15 protein-coding genes are annotated in these 17824 nt (G+C 51.1%); 1 reads left to right on the top strand and 14 read right to left on the bottom strand.

Annotated features, from left to right (window positions below):
• Nucleotides 1-154: 154 nt before the first annotated feature.
• Nucleotides 155-1369 carry an acyl-CoA dehydrogenase family protein gene (locus FJ147_20595; GenBank protein MBM4258281.1) on the bottom strand — a complete coding sequence of 405 codons (1215 nt, stop codon included), beginning with the start codon at nt 1367-1369 and terminating at the stop codon, nt 155-157.
• 601 nt (nt 1370-1970) lie between these two features.
• Here FJ147_20595 and FJ147_20590 point away from each other — a divergent pair.
• The gene (locus FJ147_20590; protein ID MBM4258280.1) at nt 1971-2648 is read left to right on the top strand and encodes a Uma2 family endonuclease; all 678 of its coding nucleotides are present in this window, start codon (nt 1971-1973) and stop codon (nt 2646-2648) included.
• 21 nt (nt 2649-2669) lie between these two features.
• Here FJ147_20590 and FJ147_20585 read toward each other — a convergent pair whose 3' ends face one another.
• The 13 genes from FJ147_20585 to FJ147_20525 all read right to left on the bottom strand — a co-directional run bounded on the left by FJ147_20585 (nt 2670) and on the right by FJ147_20525 (nt 17683).
• Complete coding sequence (locus FJ147_20585) at nt 2670-3065, bottom strand: DUF2283 domain-containing protein (protein ID MBM4258279.1); 396 nt, start codon at nt 3063-3065, stop codon at nt 2670-2672.
• A complete protein-coding gene (locus tag FJ147_20580) occupies nt 3062-3205 on the bottom strand; it encodes a hypothetical protein (protein ID MBM4258278.1) in 144 nt (47 codons plus the stop codon). The genes FJ147_20585 and FJ147_20580 overlap by 4 nt, the downstream gene beginning before the upstream one ends.
• Nucleotides 3206-3287: 82 nt before the next feature.
• Nucleotides 3288-5261 carry a molybdopterin biosynthesis protein gene (locus FJ147_20575; GenBank protein ID MBM4258277.1) on the bottom strand — a complete coding sequence of 658 codons (1974 nt, stop codon included), beginning with the start codon at nt 5259-5261 and terminating at the stop codon, nt 3288-3290.
• A 108-nt stretch (nt 5262-5369) separates the two neighbouring features.
• Complete coding sequence (locus tag FJ147_20570) at nt 5370-6644, bottom strand: molybdopterin molybdotransferase MoeA (protein MBM4258276.1); 1275 nt, start codon at nt 6642-6644, stop codon at nt 5370-5372.
• A complete protein-coding gene (locus FJ147_20565; GenBank protein ID MBM4258275.1) occupies nt 6620-7423 on the bottom strand; it encodes a carbon-nitrogen hydrolase family protein in 804 nt (267 codons plus the stop codon). The genes FJ147_20570 and FJ147_20565 overlap by 25 nt, the downstream gene beginning before the upstream one ends.
• 340 nt (nt 7424-7763) lie before the next feature.
• On the bottom strand, nt 7764-8843 hold the full coding sequence (locus FJ147_20560) for a PAS domain-containing protein (protein ID MBM4258274.1): 1080 nt from the start codon (nt 8841-8843) through the stop codon (nt 7764-7766).
• A gap of 229 nt (nt 8844-9072) precedes the next feature.
• Complete coding sequence (gene kaiC, locus FJ147_20555) at nt 9073-10596, bottom strand: circadian clock protein KaiC (GenBank protein ID MBM4258273.1); 1524 nt, start codon at nt 10594-10596, stop codon at nt 9073-9075.
• A gap of 40 nt (nt 10597-10636) precedes the next feature.
• On the bottom strand, nt 10637-10909 hold the full coding sequence (locus tag FJ147_20550) for a circadian clock protein KaiB (GenBank protein ID MBM4258272.1): 273 nt from the start codon (nt 10907-10909) through the stop codon (nt 10637-10639).
• An 8-nt stretch (nt 10910-10917) separates the two neighbouring features.
• The gene (locus FJ147_20545; protein MBM4258271.1) at nt 10918-11787 is read right to left on the bottom strand and encodes a response regulator; all 870 of its coding nucleotides are present in this window, start codon (nt 11785-11787) and stop codon (nt 10918-10920) included.
• A 33-nt stretch (nt 11788-11820) separates the two neighbouring features.
• Complete coding sequence (locus FJ147_20540; GenBank protein MBM4258270.1) at nt 11821-13134, bottom strand: hypothetical protein; 1314 nt, start codon at nt 13132-13134, stop codon at nt 11821-11823.
• 6 nt (nt 13135-13140) lie between these two features.
• Entirely contained in the window at nt 13141-15204 is a 2064-nt protein-coding gene (locus tag FJ147_20535) for a hypothetical protein (protein MBM4258269.1), read from the bottom strand.
• Nucleotides 15205-15264: 60 nt separating this feature from the next.
• Nucleotides 15265-15726, bottom strand: coding sequence for a response regulator (locus tag FJ147_20530; GenBank protein ID MBM4258268.1), 462 nt, complete (start codon nt 15724-15726; stop codon nt 15265-15267).
• 487 nt (nt 15727-16213) lie between these two features.
• A complete protein-coding gene (locus FJ147_20525) occupies nt 16214-17683 on the bottom strand; it encodes a PAS domain S-box protein (protein ID MBM4258267.1) in 1470 nt (489 codons plus the stop codon).
• Nucleotides 17684-17824 lie beyond the last annotated feature (141 nt).

The raw sequence follows: 17824 nt of genomic DNA, 5'->3' as shown, positions 1-17824 counted from the left end.
CAAACGCTCGGCGGCCCATCGACTGCGGTTCGCGAAATATGGCAAACGGATACTCGCGTAAACTTAATGTCATTGCCCTGCCAGGGAGAGGGAAGATCGAGCGTAGCGAGAGCGGGTGAGGGTAATGACTAAGGACAATTCCTAGAAAGTTGCTCTAAAGCCCCAACGCTTTCGCAATATTCACCCGCTGAATTTCATCCGTCCCACCAGGAATACGCAGATTGCGGGCGATACGAAAAATCTTCTCGATCCCCGATTCTTTCATCAGTCCATGCGCGCCATGCAACTGAACCGCGCGGTCAGCGACACGATACAACGCTTCATCGCAGAACACTTTGAGTGAGCATACAACCTGCACAAGCTGTGGATCGACTTTAAGCGTCCACAAATTGCCCTGGTCTGCCTGCCATAAGCATTGTAACGACATGCTCTTCATGGCTTGGACGTCGAGATACGAATCGACAATCATCCACTGCAACGCCTGAAAGCGGCTGAGTGGGCCGCCAAACGCCTGGCGATTCTTAATATAGGACGTACAGCGATCGAGCAGATACTGTCCAAGTCCAGTGCACATACCGCCGCGCCGCACGCGAATCCAGTTGATCATGCCCATGCTGAGATAAAAGCCTTCGCCCTCGTTTCCCCACATGCTGTTATGCGGAGTACGACAATTATCGAAAATCAGCTCGCCGGTCATGCCGTCGTCCATGATCGTGCGATAGGTGCGACCGATATGCAGTCCCGGAGCATCGTTCTCAACTATGAACGCACTCCCGCCTTCTCCGCGTTTGCTAGGGTCAGTCATAGCGCAGACAATAATCAGCTCTGCGTACTGCGCGTTGGTGATATAGGCTTTGGTGCCGTTGATAATCCACTCATCACCTTGCCGCTGCGCACGAGTTTCCATACCCAGGACATCCGACCCACCACGATACTCAGTGATTGCATACGCCGCAGTTTTCTCTCCCCGCACCAGTGGGCCAAGATACTTCTGCTTCTGCTCATCAGTGAGAAACATCAGCATCTGATTCGGCCCCTCGGTCCACGACAGCATCCACTGCGTGACGCCGATGCCGTGCTGATACACAGCTTCGTGGATGAAGAACATATCCGTCAAGCTGAACCCACCGCCACCGACTTCCTTAGGCATGTGCAGTGCATACAGGCCACGATCGGCAGACTTCTTGCGAATCGCACGTTGCGCAGCCAGGACTTCCGGTGCTAAGCGTCCGTCTTCGCGCAGGTACAAATGCTCGTTCGTGAGATGCTCGGCGAGGTCACGTTCGATTGGTTTGAGTTCATCGTTGATGAAGCGATGAATGTCACTGACAGTAGTTTGTACGTATGCTGGCGGTGTGAAGTCGATCATGGAACCTCTATCTTATTAAAAGAGAAACTACCCAACTAAGAATCTATACGATCGAAGGCAGCGACTACAAAAGCAGGAAATTTCATGAAAGTTACAGTATTCCACTCTTTTATCTTGAAGCGAATATAGGGCTCTTCAATAAGCAGTGTCTGTAGATCCTCAGCACGGTACAGGTATTGCTGGCTCTTGGGGATATTAGGGAGGGTCTCCACCTTAATACTTTGAGGATCGATATAGGTAAGAACAGAAGAGGAAAATCCGAACGTCTAGAAAAATCCTCCAGGATTGGCAAAACGAGAGACTCATGATGTTTCAGTTTGTTGAGAGGAAACCCTTACAAATCAACACGAATAAAGTAGTGAGAAAGGCAAGTAAACTCAACCTCGGCTTTCGACCTCAACAGACGACAGCTATGGGCGTTGCTCGATTTCATCCTGCGTTTGGGGACAGGGCTGAGGGAAGAGCTTGACGTCAAGACGTGGAGAGACGTTATAGAAAACCTAAGGCAAAAAGCCTGATCCTCACAGTCTGTTGAAGGAAGAAGGCTGATGGGGTCTTTGGTGCTAGGCACGCGACTTCCACGGGAGTACAAGGAATAGGTATGCAGACACAAAGTGAAACAACTCTCCCTGTCGTACCTCACCCGTCCCGACCGGAGGCCAATCAGTGTGTCATTCTGAAAGGCGTCAGTTGGGAGACGTATGAGCGTTTACTTACTGAACATACTGAGAGTAGCGGTACTCACTTCACCTACGACCGGGGGAGGCTGGAAATTATGGTCCTCTCTGCTGAACACGAGACACTCAAACACGTGCTAGAGGAGTTAGTGGAAATTCTCGCTGAAGAACTCAACATTGATGTGCGAGGATTTGGTTCGACCACGTTTCGACGAGCAGACCTGGACCGGGGTTTTGAGCCGGACGCTTGTTTCTACATTCAGCGGGAAGCTCAGGTGAGAGGAAAACGCGAGATTCGTCTTTCCGTTGACCCGCCACCAGATTTGGTCATTGAGATCGACATCTTTCATCCCTCGTTGAACAAGCTGCCTCTGTTTGCGACGCTCGAGATTCCAGAGGTGTGGCGTTACGACGATGAACGGGTCATCATCTTAAAACTGACAGGTGAGGGATATGAAGAGATGGAAGAGAGCACAGCATTACCAGGCGTAACCAGCGAAGCCTTGAGTCAGTTCGTCAAAGAAAACTCGCAGATGCAGCCAACCGTGTGGCGGCGTAATGTACGCGAGTGGGCACGGAAGAATTTGGTCAAAGCGTCGTAAGAAAATGGATCGATCCGAACTCTACCCAGCGACTGCTTCTTGTAACGAAGGATGAAGGAGCGTGGCGGTGAATCCTATTGAACCTTCGGTGACATGGAGAAAATGAGTGACCGGAGGAGAATGAAGAATTTGTAGAATCGTAGGCTTGTCCTCGTCAACCTCTTCAAGACCTGGAAGTGGCAACTCAAGTGCGGTACGCGTATGAATCGAATAATTAAAAATGGTGAGCCCAGTCGCCGTTTTTGATTGTGGTGAAACGCGCAGTAAGAGCTGATCAGAGAGTTGATAGCCGGTTGCTGTTGTTGGCTGCCCAAAAGTGACGTGCAAAATATCTCCGTCTGGGTCATACGTAATACGGGTAGGTAAAGTATCCGCCACTTCTGGTATTTTGAAAGTATTTTGAGGAAAGTCGCTCATGACTTTGTTTTAAGCTTTTTATGCTTGGATGCTTCCAAAATCGTGATTCCTACGAGTTCCTTACCGCGATAGCGCAACAAGATTCCTTTATCATGGAGAAATTCAGAATCAGTGGCCTTTTGCGGGCGCTTGAAACTCATGTAAAGAACATCTGCCTCTTGATCGTAGTCGATCCAGGTTCTTGTATGAGAGAAGATAATATCCACAGATTTGCATCTCTTCTTATGTCTTATTTACCGTCCCCGTCTTCTTCGTATCATATCCATCCAATGCCATCACTGTCTGTTTGAACGCATCGGAGCGAATGACGTTGACAAGCTTTTGCCCCATGTCGCTGTGGTAGAAGTCTTTGAGGAAGACGAGGTCGTACTCTTCGCGTTCGACAGGGACGAAGTCGAGATTGAGTGCTTTGGCGGCGGACTTGATGCCTAGGCCGGTATCGACGAGTCCACTGGCGACGGCAACGGCAACGGCCATGTGGGTGGTATCTTCACGTTCGTAGCCTTGAATCTGTTCTGGCTTGATTTTGAGTTTGCTGAGTTTGTAATCGAGCAGCACGCGCGTGCCGGAACCGGGTTGACGATTGACGAACGTGACGTCTTTGCGGGCAAGGTCTTTGATGCCTTTAATTTTCTTGGGGTTGCCTTTGGCGACAATCAATCCTTGCTCGCGGATGACTAAATTCATCACGACGACTTTGGAGAGCAGTTGTTGCTTTTTGAGGTCGGGGAGATTGTATGCTCCAGTTGCAGGATCGAGCAGGTGAGTGCCAATGATGTGGGCTTCCTCACGTTTGATTGCCACGAGACCACCGAGTGAGCCGACGTTGCTGGCGGAGATTTTTAATCCTGGATATTGCGCTCGTAGCTGGTCGTCGAGCACACCAACAGTGAGATCATTGCTACCGGTGAAAAGGATGGTGTTGCCGATTTCTTCGGCTGGTCGAAGCAATTCTACTCCAACCTCTTGCCCAGCATTTAACCCTTCGTCGAGTGAAGGAATGCGCAGCACACCGTCAGCTTTGACCATCGTTGTAATTACGCCAGCACCACGGCCTAAGGGATTGGCGATCACATGATCGCCGACTTTTCCCAGACTTACGCGTACGAACTCTTCGAGGCCAAGGCGAGAAGGAACTTTGCGTGGTAGCAGCGCTTTGACTTTCTGCGGTTCTTCTGCCGGGCGGCCAAGAAAGTGAGCGATCAACGGACGGAGAATTTGTTGGCAAATCACCACGGCTGATACTGGATACCCAGGCAGGCCAATCACCGGTTTGCCATTAATGCGCGCGAGAATCGCTGGTTTACCGGGCATGACGTCGATACCATGTACCAATACTTCACCGAGTGATTCCAACGCACGCACAGTGAAGTCATGTTCACCCGCAGACGAGCCAGCGATGATAACGACAATATCATGTGCTCTGACGGCACTGTTGAGAGCTTTGGTGATAGTCGGGAGATCATCGATCACGCGCGGCAAACGATGCGGTTCGCCTTCCCACTCTTCGACGAAGGCTGCAGTGACACGCGAATTGAATTCAATAATGCGGCCCGGTTTGGCTGGATCACCAGGCTCAATCAGTTCTGAGCCCGTAGGGATAATGCCAACCGTGGGCTTGGAGACAACCGGAATTTTGGTCAGCCCAGCGGCGAGTAACGCACCAATATCATAAGGTCGCAATTTGTGACCTCGGGGCAACAACGGCTCAGTCGCGACGATATCTTCACCAACTAGGCGCACGTGTTGCCACGGGGTCGCCGCATCGCGAATCTCGACTTCCTCGTCACTTTTCTTGAACACCCGCTCGATCATGACGACGGCGTTCGCCCACGGCGGTAACGCGTTGCCTGTGTCAACATATTGAAAGATCGCTTCACCGTTGGTGGCCGCACGACCATTTTTCTTGCTTACCGACTTTAATGTAACTGCCGTGAACTCACTTGCGCCAAACGTATCTTCCGCGCGTACCGCGATGCCGTCCATCGCTGCACCGTGATAATGCGGCGCCGACAGGACAGCAAAGATGGGCCCTGCTGTCGTTCGATGTAGAGCGTCTTCTACCGCGACCCGCTCGATTTTCTTTGGCGGTGTGGTTGCTTCTAAGAAGACGGCTAACGCTTCGGTGAGGGGTTTCTTTTTGAGGTAGCGTTTGCGGTCGGAATGAGTGTGTGTATGTGCAGAGTGACTGTTCATAGGCAGCAACGTAATCCGTAATCCGTGATCCGTAAAAAGGGAAGGGCGGGGTGGTTACGTATTACGCATTACGTTTTATTCTCATAGTTACGTAGTACGTTTTACGCGTTAGAAGAGAATGACCTCCACCTCTTCCCCCGTCTCCTTCCCCTCTTCGCTATGCGGAATACAAAACATGCCATCAGCTTGAACGAGGCTGAAGACTGCTCCGGATTTGCCGGGCAGGGGGCGGGCGAGAAGCGAACCGTTTTGTATTTCCAAAGTGACACGGACATAATCCTCACGACCAGGGGCCGAGGCAACGTTTTGTGTCAGTCGTGCACGGGTTGTACGAAGCGGAGCGAACGCTTGCTCGACTGATTCTCCACCCATCATGCGCAGCAGTGGCGCACCAAATAGCGCAAACACCACCAGTGCCGATACCGGATGCCCTGGCAGTCCCATCACTGGCTTTCCTGCCGCTTTCGCGAAGATCGTCGGTTTTCCTGGCGCAATCGAAATGCCGTGAAAGAACATCTCTGACTTGGGGAATGAGCAAATAATGTCGACCGTCATATCTTTGATGCCGACCGAACTGCCACCAGAGATCACTACAACATCCGCTACTTTGAGCGCCTGGGCCATCGCTTTCTCGAAGGCAACGCGGTCATCCTTGACAACACCAAGGTCGATGGTTGCGCCACCTGCTTCGGCGATCATGGCTCGTAGCGAATATTGATTGATATTGCGAATCTGTCCAGGTTTCGGCGTTTGCTCAGGAGCGACAATTTCATCACCGGTTGAGATCAACGCCACTGTGGGACGACGATAGACCGGGACTTTCGTTAACCCGACGCCAGTAAGCGCCCCAACGTCATGTGCCCGCAATCGCCGACCCGCAGAGAAGATCGACGCACCTTTTTTGATGTCTTCACCAACCCGCAAGATATTTTCCCATGGTGAGGCACTGCGTTGCACCTCAATTGTGCCGTCACCCATTTCTTCGGTGTACTCGACCATTACCATCGAGTCGGCTCCAGGCGGCAGCATCCCGCCAGTGGCGATGCGCATGGTTTCGCCTTTTTTGAGTGGGCGCTTGGCCTCTTTGCCCATCTCGATATTGCCGACCAGTTTGAGGTACATCGGCAGGCTAGCGGACGCACCGAACGTATCTTTGGCACGGACAGCGTAGCCATCCATGTTGGTGCGATGAAAATGTGGAGAATCAGTCGGAGAGGTGAGGGCTTTCGCCAGTACGCGTCCACAGGCCTCAACGACAGCAATCGTTTCACTACTAGTTTTAGGAGCAAAGGCAGCAAGCTGTTCGCGTGCCTCTGCTGAGGTCACGACACGAAAAAAGGCTTTGATTGGGGCTGGGGCTACAGCCGCCGATGCGCTAGGCATGGCAACTCTCTCCTTACTTTCTCAAGATAATCACGATCAATCTCAGCAGTGATAATACATTCTTTGTCTGGCGCGCGTGCAATGATTTTTCCCCACGGATCGATAATCATCGAGTTGCCATAGTCAGCATAGCCATAGACATTCTTGCCAATCTGATTTGGCGCAATCACGTATGCTTGATTCTCAATTGCCCGGGCACGGAGCAACGGTTCCCAGTGGGCTGCACCGGTTGGGAACGTGAACGCCGCTGGAACAAACAATACCTCTGCCCCTCGTTGCGCCAGTTGACGATACAGTTCAGGAAAGCGTAGGTCGTAACACACAGAGAGTCCAAACGTGCCGAGCGCGGTCTCTTGCGTGACAACCTCTGCCCCTGGTTTCATCGACTCGGATTCTTTGGCGGTCACTTGTCCAGGAATATCAATGTCGAAGAGATGGATCTTGCGATAGCACGCGAGAATTTCTCCCTGCGGATTGAACAGCAGGCTGGTGTTGTGTGAGCGCGGTTCGTCAGACCGTTCAAGAAACGACCCGGCAACCAGGTGAATACGATGTTGACAGGCCAATGAGCTTAAGCGATCAGAGGTTGGACCAGGAATGCCCTCTGCTTGTTGAGCGCCTGTCCCCTTCGGGCCCCGCCACGAAAATACTTCGGGGAGGACAACGAGTGAGGCACCACGCTCAGCCGCGAGTCGAACAAACGTCTCGGCCTTTGCCAGGTTCTCTTCTTTCGAGGATGAGGCGGTCATTTGCACAGCGGCAGCAAGATAGGATCGCATGGATGCTCCTCCTCGGGCGAACCTAACGAACCGCTGCAAATGGGTCAAGGAGACAGGGGTTGGTGGTGGTTGGGAACAAAAACTCCATCGACTGTGTGGCGGAAGGAATAACGGCACCCGCGAGATGAGAGGACGCGGGTATATATGGAATGAAAGTTAGGTTGTCGTATCCGTCCAAGCGGCACTCTGGCCCAATATGGCCGAGCGTGAAGTTGCTGTGTTTTCTACTCAAGGCTGAGATCAGCGGCTTCCTGGTGAATAGATCTTACCTCGGTTTGATCAAGCAGAGTTGGGCCTCAGTATCGTATCATTTGTAGGGCGGTGCATGTTTTCCTGCTGACTACAGAGGTATGCGAACCCGAAACGTTGAGCCGCGGCCCACTTCACTTTCGACAAAAACTGAGCCACCAAGGAATTCACTGAGGTGTTTGACCGTATAGAGGCCAATCCCAGTGCCTCCGTAGGCGTCTTTTGAGATGTCGTGGACCCGCCGGAATTTTTCAAAAATGTCCGTCAAATGTTTGCGTGGAATACCAATCCCAGTGTCTGTGACACGGAACTCGACTTCATTATCGATGCGCTGGGCAGTAATAGTAATCGAGCCCTCACAGGTAAACTTGAAGGCATTCGTGATGAGGTTTTTAACAATCACTTTTAGCTTGTTTTTATCTGTGTATAGCAGCGGCAGATCCTCAATGTTCCAATGGAAAGCAACAGCGCTCTTGCGGTCCTCTAAAGGCTGGACTTCATGCCGGATCGACGTTACGAGTTCAGCAATGGACACCTCACCGGTACACATTGGTAACTGACCCGCTTCGAGCCGGCTCAGATCAAGGATCGAAGAAACAATTTCATTGAGTTCATGGACACTCCGACGAACTCGTTGTAAGGGTTCGATTTGCTCTGTCGAGACTGTTCCAAAGGCATCGTCTAATAGTAACTCGATATAGCCGATGGCAATGTTCAACGGCGTGCGCAGCTCGTGTGACATCATCGTCAAGAACTCACTTTTTGCTTTATCTGCTGCTTCTGCCGTATCCTTAGCACGTTGCAAGTCACAGCGAATTTGTTTGCCTGTGGTCGCGTCGCGAAGGGAGACCAACGTTGCTCCCTCGCCGTCCCATTCTATGTAGGTCACGAGCATCGCGACGGTACGAACCGTCCCGTCGCGAAGAACAACATCAATTTCCGTCGCGCTGTCCGAGGTCACAGGGAAGCCAAACCAATGGCCGATGAGCTGACCAAGGGGACGGTCGAGAAGGGTTTCTGCGGTGGGATTGGCGAAGCGAACAATCCCTTCTCGATTAATGACAAGAAGACCTTCAGTACTGTGGGTAATAATAGTGCGAAACCGTGCTTCATTCACGACCAAAGTTTGGGTGTTGGCGCATGCATTGTTTCCGTAATTCACTAATTCCACAGATCCCCCTTACGACAAAAATAAGTGCACTATGACTCAGACTTCTGTTTCTGACCTTATTTCACCCGCGAAAGAACACGATAGACGAGTTTTCTTTTATCCCACTTCGGTTCTTTATCGATTATAGTGAAAATTTTTCCAGTTTTTATCCTCTACCTGAATAATCTCGATTCTCTACCTAGAAGTGAGTAGAGGATAAGAAGAGTGAGTCGGCACTTAAGGGGGCTGGTTACGGTTGGTCTTCTTTGAATAATGTTTCTAACTGGTTGATTTCATTGGCTGCGAGGTACACCGGATTGCCGGAGATGATTCCTGTGACATTACGAAAGGCCTGGCCAATGTGCATGCCTCGACCGTCGATAGTAAACTCGCGAATTTCTTTCCCATGGGTCGAGCCACGCATCTTTAAGATAGTAATACCACGCCGCATTTCACCATAAATTTCGATGTAGCGTAGCAGGATGATGGAGTCAGTGAGGGTGGAGATATGCGCCTCGGTGGAAGAGATTCCGCCCATTAACGTGGGGGTCGTTGCGGTAAACACGCCGGCGATTTCGCGATGTTTAACGAATGAGGTGAAATCAATGACAAACTCGCGAAAGCCTTTTTCCGTGGAGATCCGCTCTAAGGCCGATAGGCTGTCGATTGTCAGCCGGTGTGGTTTGAACTCCTCGACTTCGGTTTTCATGCGCAGCAGATGATCTTCAAGGCTTGCGACCTCGGGATATTCGCAAATCACTCTGAGTGATCCTTCTTCTTCCATCTTCTCAAAGTCGATTCCCCACCCCTGTGCATTGCGAAACAGTTGCTCGCGGCTTTCCTCAAATGCTAACAGGAGACATCGCTCGCCCTGGCGAATACCACCAGCAAGAAATTGCGTGGTGAGTAACGTCTTGCCAGTGCCGGTGGCACCAGACACCAAGACAATGGAATCGCGAAAGAATCCACCGCCACACATGGCATCAATCTCGACATTGCCAGCCGTAATGCGCGTTACCGACGAGCGTTGTTTGAGCTGTAAGTCGGTAAGGGGAAGAAGGACCACCCCCTGTTGAGGATTGATGGTAAACGGGACTTCGCCGCGGATATGCGTTGTCCCGCGAAACTTGAGAATTTCCATCGTTCGCCGTCGCTTTTCGTCTTCTAAGGCATTGCGAAAAATGATGACATTATCTGCGACAAACTCTTCGACGCCATGCCGTGTGAGTTCGCCGTGATCGTTGACACGCTCGGTGGTCAACAGCGTCGTCACTTCGAGTAAGCGCAAACCTGCAAATAAGCGGAGCAATTCACTGCGTATGAGGGCGACATGCGGCAGGCGGAGCAGGAGTGAGCCGATGGCATCGATCGACACGCGCTTGGCGTTGACCTGGTGAATGGCGTGTTCCACTCTGGCAAGCAGAGCGCCCAAGTCATATTGGCCATTGAGCTGTACATCTTCCAGTGGTTGTGGAGAGGCATCAACGAAGGCCCACTTTTTTTGCTTTTCCCACGCTTCGATGTGCCAGCCAAGACCGGCAACATTGCGTCGCACGTCGGTAGGGCTTTCTTCAAAGGTCACGAACACCCCAGACTCATCGGCATGCGTAATCCCTGCTGCGAGAAACTGCGCGGCAAAGGTGGTTTTCGCACTGCCGGCGGTACCAACGATCAGAGTCGTTCGATCTTTCGGTAAGCCTCCGTGCGCAACGAGGTCAAACCCAGGAATATATGTTTTCAATTTGCCAATAGCGGCCAGCGTCCCTGCTCCCATTCGTTATCTCTCCCCTATTCCTTCCTTTTGTCGTTCGCGATCAGTGTAATATGCTCAATCCCGCCACAACTAAATCTTCGTCTGACAGATCTCCAATCATGCGCCGTGGCGGTAACGGTTCTTCTTTGACAAGAGTTGGCGTTGCAAGAATCTTGTTGTCTTCGGCGAGTTGTGGATGTTCGAGCACATCGATCACCGTCAGTTCGTAGGTGTCTGCGAGCTTCTCGTCGCAAATACGACGAAGATTGGTGAGGGCGCACTCAGAACGCCCGGTCAGTCCAGCGATGTACAGTTTTAAGATATATTTTCCCACGCTTCTCTTTATCCTTTTGCGTCCGGAGGTGCCTGTTGTTGGCCAGCGCCAAACGCACGAATGCGGTAGTATGAGGCGAGGTAGCCCATGAGCTGCAAGACTAACATGCGTCCCTCTTGGAGGTAGGCATTGGTCTTGGGTGCCGCGACGCCCTTTGTTTTTTCCTGTAAGACATCCGTATGCAGCGCAATAACATCACGCGGCCCAGCAACGAGGGTCCCCAATTGCTCTGCTATAGCGCGGAGCGGTGTGGAATGGTCGTAGGTGATCTTGAACACGTGAGCTTCCAAGGTGCGTTCTAAAATGGCACTGTACTGTCCGTGCAAGTTGCCCCAAATTTCAGGATGGCGCTCTGCTATTGAAGTTTGCCCCAAAACGAGTCTCGTGATGGGAACATCATAGGTCGTGAGGTGCGTTAACGTCAGCAGTTCGTTTTCGAGCTGCTGGATGCGTTCTTCTCTGCTGTGGACAACTTCCCGGAGCAGACGATGGCGATCAATCGCATAGCCGATGTAGCGCAGTAACAACTTTCCGCTGAGTTGCCATTTGAGAAAATAGTCTTGTGCTCCGAGCTGGATCGCTTGCGTCTCAATTGCTTCATCGGTTGTACTAGTCATAACAACGATAGGTACTTCTGGCGCTTGTTCACGCAGCGTGATGAACGTTTGCACGCCTTGACTCTCCGGCAAATGCAGGTCTAACAAGACAATATCATACGGGCGAGTTTTGAGAGCTTGGAGGCCTGTCGCTAAACGTTCGTGGACATCGATCTCGATAGCAACCGCTTCCGCTCCCAAGGTTTGCCTGAAAAATTGTGCATCCCCGACCGTATCTTCGATCATGAGAATGCGGAGCGGTTGACCAGGAGTTGTCATCATAGATCGATTTCCATGCGTGTCCTGCACGTGATGTTACGAGTTTCGTGTATCGTTGGGTTCCGCTGGATGTGCGCTTGGCGACTGTTCTGCAACATGGTCTGCCGGCAGTGTAAAGAAGAAAGTTGACCCTTGCCCTACGTGGGACTCCACCCAGATCTTTCCCTCGTGACGCTCGACTATGCGTTTGCACATCGCGAGCCCCAACCCTGAGCCAGCATACTCTTGGCGTGTATGTAAACGGCGAAAGATCCCAAAAATATCAGTGGTGTCCGTCTGTGATATGCCAATGCCATTATCACGAATAGCAAAACGCCACATGTCATTGTGTTGCATCGCGTCGATATGCACCACAGGTGACGCGTGCCCACGGAATTTAATCGCGTTGCTCAACAGGTTTTGAAACAATTGCAACAGCTGCGCCGCATCGCCTCTAACGGTTGGCAGTGTATCCATGGTAATGGTGGCGCGTGCTTCTTCAATGGCGACTTTGAGATTGCTCAGAGCCTGCTGCACGACAATGGCGCAGGCCACGGCAATCAGCGGCTTCCCGCGTGAATGAATCCGTGAATAGGAAAGCAACCCGTCGATTAACCCCTGCATGCGTGTCGCCCCATCCATAGCATAGGCAAGAAATTCATTGCCGTGGGTGTCCAACTGGCCCCGATAGCGGTCCTGCAAGAGGCGGCAGTAACTCGACACCATGCGCAACGGCTCTTGTAAATCATGTGAGACGACATAGGCAAATTGCTGGAGGTCTTGATTGCTGCGTTCGAGACTGGCGGTAAACTGCGAGAGTTCTTCTTCCTTTTGCTTGATGCGCGAGACATCGGTAAAAGTCATCACCACGCCAGCAAACTCTTTGTTCTTCGTCTCGTACGGCAGTACGCGCATCATCAACCACTGACCTTTGCGGCCGCGTACTTCATGTTCTTGGAGCTTACCGGTTTCTTGCACCTGTTTGACTAATGCGCTCAGGCCTTCATAGGCTAACGGCGTCGCGAAATGTTCAATTGAGCGTCCGACGTCATGAGGGAGGAGCTGAACAACCTCAGCCATTGCCGGCGTGAATTTGCGTATGCACAGGTCATGATCGAGGAATAGTGTCGCGATATTGGTACCGTGTAAAAAGTTGTCCAAGTCATCATTCAACTCAGTGAGTTCAACGATTTTCTTCTGATACTCAGTATTAACGGTGTACAACTCTTCGTTTACGGACTGTAGCTCTTCATTGGTGCTTTGTAGCTCTTCGTTTGATGATTCGAGCTCTTCATTGGTAGATTGCAACTCTTCATTGCTCGTTTCTAATTCTTCGATGGAGGCTTGTAAATTTTCCCGGCTGAGCTGCAAATCTTGCTAAAGGTCTGTCACGCGTTGGAGCAGGTATTTGCCAGTATCAGGCGCATCGTGGCTCAGCGAAGAGGCGGTGGTGGGCAACGGTGATTCAATAAAGAACACCAACAGATAGAGTTCTTCGCTATTGCCCTTTTCTAAAGCCTGGACGCGAAGGTCAATCGTATGGACTTCGTTCCCGAGGCCAACATGAACATCCCTGTACACAACTGGCTCAGCAATCTTGCTGGCCTTGTGTAAGGCAGTGGAGAGAGAAATCGCCAAGTCTGGTGGGACTAACTGCGTGATACTCAGGCTCGGTTCGCCGGGCCGAATGGACAGAAATTTTCCTGCGTCTCCGAAGACATGCAAGATTTCAGACGCCTGATTCACCAACACGGCGGGTGGCGCAAAGCTGTGAATCAACGCTTTATAGGCGCGTTGGATGGTCACATCCTGAGGGATCAAACGCTTACTCACGGGAAGAAGCGACGTATAACGAAAGGCGTGCTCGCGTTGCGGTTGTCCAAGAGGAGCAGACAGGAGCAACCGGGAGCGCCGGCGCTTTTGCGAGATCTTCCATTTCTTGTCGACAGTAGAAAACTCTTCAGTGAGAGCGCCTAGGGATTCACTTGGTCCGAGAAAGAGGATGCCTTTGGGATTGAGGGCAAAATGTAAAAGGGAAAGTACTTTCTGTTGGAGTTGCGTCTCGAAGTAAATTAAGAGATTGCGACAACTGACAAGATCGACTTTGGTAAATGGCGGATTCGTGGTCAAGTCGTGTGTGGTGAACAAGATCATCTCACGAATATGACGATCAATAACGTAGTGGGTGCCTGTCTTGACGAAAAATTGTGCGAGTCGTTGGGGCGAGATGTCGACCGCAATGCTTTCAGAGAATACGCCTTCGCTTGCTTGCGCTAAGGCGGCGTCATCTACGTCCGTCGCAAAAATTTTGACACGGAGCGCTTGATTACTGCGTACGATCTGTTCCTGGAAGAGTATCGCTATGGAATAGGCTTCTTCACCGGTAGCGCACCCCGCAACCCAAATGCGAATTGGAACCTCAGGGGTCGCGCTGGCAACAATTTTGGGGATCACTTCACGCTCAAGTACAGAGAAGGCCTCACGGTCGCGGAAAAACCGCGTGACGCTGATGAGCAGGTCTTCTGCAAGTTTGCTGACTTCTTCGGGTGAATTCTGCAAATGAATAACATACTCAGCGAACGTTTCGATATGGTTAATCACCATGCGCCTTTGTAAACGTCGGAAAATCGTCGAATACTTGTATTGGGAGAAGTCAATGCTGCTGTATTTGTGTAAGAGGGCAAAAATATGAGGCAGCCACTCTTCCTCAGTAACAAGTTGCGATTCTTGGGCGGTGGTAGCAAACGTCCATGGATGATGAATGTAATCGAGGAGGCGTGCTGGTATTTCCTGTGGTGAGAGAATGTAATCGGCCATTCCGGTGGCGACGGCGCTATGGGGCATCCCGTCGAACTTGGCGGTTTCTTCGCTCTGAACGATGACCAAGCCTCCGACTTCTTTAATGGCACGCACCCCGCGGGCGCCATCACTTCCTGTTCCGGATAACACGATACCAATGGCATGATCTCCCACATCTTGCGCAATAGATTGAAATAACATGTCGATGGGTAAGTGTAAGGTGGTTCGCGCCTCTTGTTCGTGCAAAACGAATTTTCGTCCTGACACAATCAGATTGGTACGTGGCGTATTCAAGTAAATATGATTCGGATGAAGCGCCATGCCGTGTTCTGCGCGTGTAATGGGAATGCGCGTGCGGCGGGCAAGGATTTCTGCCATCAAACTTTTGAAGTCAGGGGAAAGGTGCTGAACAATCACAAAGGTGAGGCCACTATTGGGGCTCATAGTAGAGAAGAATTGCTCAAGTGCCTCAAGGCCACCAGCGGATGCGCCAATGCCAACAATGTAGGACTGCGTTCCTGGACCTGGGCCTGCGGCGAGGCTGTTGAGTAACGAGTCTTCTGTCGAGCTGCTCCTCCTGTCCATAACGGCTAGGTCTGCTCCGTCTAGTGGTTCTTGTGTCAACGTCCGCGCATCGGCCATTCGTCTCTCCTAGAGGTCTTCTCCTGGTCCGTTTTCTTTCCCTTTCTCGACAACTGCCATCTACGTGGTTTCTTGGGGGAGGCGCACGATAGAAAACCAGAAATCTTCAACCGAGTGGACAACTTTTACGAACTGCTCGAATTCGACAGGTTTGGAAATGTAGCAATTGGCGCGGAGTTGGTAGCTTGCCAGGGTATCCGCATCTTCCTGTGAACTGGTCAGAATCACAATCGGGACTGTTGCAAGCGTAGGATCATTCTTGATCTCCACTAACGTCTCACGTCCATTTTTTCGCGGTAAGTTCAGATCAAGCAAGACTAAATCGGGAGTGGGGGCGTGGGCATGCGGTCCTTGGCGGCGCAGAAAAGCAAGCGCCTGCTCGCCGTCGCCAGCGACGTGTAGATTATTAAGAATCTTCCCGTCCTTCAACGCTTCTTGTATGAGGCGGACATCTCCTGGGTTATCTTCCACCAAGAGAATTTCCGCCGGTCGTCCACTCATGGGCATCCGCTGTTCCGCCATAGCACCCCCAGACAGGAGAAAATCGATCCCATATTGTATGTATTATAAGATCCCCCCCTTGATAGATCTTTAACACGATTCTCCGTAGATGACGAGGGTCTTGTCTCTTTTTTCGCTCTTTTTTGACGAAGAAGTGGCGGGTGAGAGAGAAAGAAAGAAGAGAGAAGGGGATAGTGGAATAAGTATTATGGCATACAATAAAATAAGTAAAAAATATTACTTATTGAGAAACTACAGGTGTTTTCCATTATTTTTTTCTCTTATTTTTTGCGATCTGCGGAGAGAAGACTGAGTAGCTAGTCACACTGAATTTGCGGGGTCAATTTCGTCTTGCCCGCGCAGGCAGGCATCCAGGAGCATCGGGTGCAGGCCATTGCTTTTGCTTTCTAGATTCCGGGTCTCGCGTTGCCCCCCGGAATGATGCCTCTCTCCCCGCAGAATCAACAGGAATGACTACTGGGAAGATGAAGACACGAAGTCTCTACGTTCAATGAACTTTTGGAAGAGTAAAGAAGAAGGTCGAGCCTTTACCTTCGATCGAGTCTACCCAAATGCGACCACCATGGATTTCGACAACTTTGCTGCAAATCGCCAAACCGATCCCAGTTCCTGGATACTTGCCACGCTCGTGTAGACGTTGGAAGATCTGAAAAATCCTCTCGTGATAATGTGGGGCGATACCAATCCCGTTGTCGCGCACGCTGAAGAGCCAGCCGTTTTCCTGTTGTTCGATCCCTATATGAATGCGCGGTGCCTCGTCTCCACGATATTTGATGGCATTGCTCAGGAGGTTTTGGAAGAGCTGGTGCAATTGTGTCTCATCACCCATCAGCGCAGGCAATGGATCAGAAGTGATCGTTGCCTGACTCTCACGGATAGATTGCTGTAAATTGACAAGACTGCGCTCCAATATCTGCTGACACGAAACCTGCTTCATGGTGCGCTCTTTACGGCGTACGCGAGAATAGGCCAATAAGTCGTTAATCAATACTTGCATGCGGGTAGCCCCTTCAACCGCATAGGTAATAAATTCGTTGGCGTCTTGGTCAAGCTTGTCGGCGTAGCGACGTTGGAGTAATCGACAATAACTTGCTACCATGCGGAGCGGTTCTTGGAGATCGTGGGAAGACACATAGGCAAATTGTTCGAGTTCTTTATTACTCCGCTCTAATTCAGTGGCGTAGCGTTGTTGAATTGCTTCGGCTTTTCGTCGCAGAGTGATGTCGTCAACAATACCAACATAACCGCTGATCGTCTTGTCTTCCCAATAGAGCCCTATTGCATGTGATGTCACTGTACGTTGTTCCCCGTCAGGGTGTTGAAAATGGAACTCTTGCTTGATGATATCTTGCTGGCTAGCGATTGCAGTTTGCCAGGCGTTCACCACCGATTCATAGTCTTGCCGCGCTATTGCGTTCGTCCACTTTGCTCCTAAACTGTCTTCAAACGTTAGGCCGGAGATCTGCTGCCAGCGTTGGTTCGTGTATACGTAAAGGCCGTGCGCATCTGTCAGATAGATGCCGATGGGTGACATTTCAGCGAGTTGATGGAAGCGCGCTTCGTTAGCGCGTAAAGTAGTCTCCATTTGGCGTCGTGTAGAGATGTCTCGAATAACTCCGGTGAAAAAACGCTGCCCATGCAAGAGCATTTCACTAACTGTCATATCAAGCGGGAATGTCGTTCCGTCGCGACGTTGCCCAAGCACCTCTTGACTACTCCCCAAATGGGTTTGCTCTTTCATTTGGAATGCCTGGTCAAGCGAAGCTTCGTCTGATCCAGAGGACGAGGGAGTCAAGACTTGGATATTCTCTCCCATCAAATCCGCCTCTCGATAGCCAAATAGCTTTTCTGCTCCGGGATTTAGGGAGTTTATATTACCCAATTCATCAACAGTGATGATGCTGTCGGCTGCATTCGCAACGACTGCGCGAAGTTGTTCTTCGCTTTCTCTCAACATCGCTTCTGACTGCTGGCTCTTAGGCGGTGGCAGGAAACAACTTACCGCAATAGTGATTGACCGGAGTGGAGAGCCTCTGCACAAGAGCAGGGATGAGAGACGAGACCATTGTGTGCTGGCTTCGGTCTAAGTATCGAAGTC

The organism is Deltaproteobacteria bacterium, assembly GCA_016874775.1.
GTDB lineage: Bacteria > Desulfobacterota > Binatia > Bin18 > Bin18 > VGTJ01.
The sequence above is the reverse complement of the archived record's forward strand: the minus strand, read 5'-3'. Positions and strand labels throughout refer to the sequence as shown.

Bases quoted from the DNA above. Each gene is read 5' to 3' on its own strand.
- FJ147_20595 (MBM4258281.1), bottom strand. From the start codon at position 1,369: ATGATCGACTTCACACCGCCAGCATACGTACAAACTACTGTCAGTGAC.
- FJ147_20590 (MBM4258280.1), top strand. From the start codon at position 1,971: ATGCAGACACAAAGTGAAACAACTCTCCCTGTCGTACCTCACCCGTCC.
- FJ147_20585 (MBM4258279.1), bottom strand. From the start codon at position 3,065: ATGAGCGACTTTCCTCAAAATACTTTCAAAATACCAGAAGTGGCGGAT.
- FJ147_20580 (MBM4258278.1), bottom strand. From the start codon at position 3,205: ATGAGTTTCAAGCGCCCGCAAAAGGCCACTGATTCTGAATTTCTCCAT.
- FJ147_20575 (MBM4258277.1), bottom strand. From the start codon at position 5,261: ATGAACAGTCACTCTGCACATACACACACTCATTCCGACCGCAAACGC.
- FJ147_20570 (MBM4258276.1), bottom strand. From the start codon at position 6,644: ATGCCTAGCGCATCGGCGGCTGTAGCCCCAGCCCCAATCAAAGCCTTT.
- FJ147_20565 (MBM4258275.1), bottom strand. From the start codon at position 7,423: ATGCGATCCTATCTTGCTGCCGCTGTGCAAATGACCGCCTCATCCTCG.
- kaiC (MBM4258273.1), bottom strand. From the start codon at position 10,596: ATGGGAGCAGGGACGCTGGCCGCTATTGGCAAATTGAAAACATATATT.
- FJ147_20545 (MBM4258271.1), bottom strand. From the start codon at position 11,787: ATGATGACAACTCCTGGTCAACCGCTCCGCATTCTCATGATCGAAGAT.
- FJ147_20535 (MBM4258269.1), bottom strand. From the start codon at position 15,204: ATGGCCGATGCGCGGACGTTGACACAAGAACCACTAGACGGAGCAGAC.
- FJ147_20530 (MBM4258268.1), bottom strand. From the start codon at position 15,726: ATGGCGGAACAGCGGATGCCCATGAGTGGACGACCGGCGGAAATTCTC.
- FJ147_20525 (MBM4258267.1), bottom strand. From the start codon at position 17,683: ATGTTGAGAGAAAGCGAAGAACAACTTCGCGCAGTCGTTGCGAATGCA.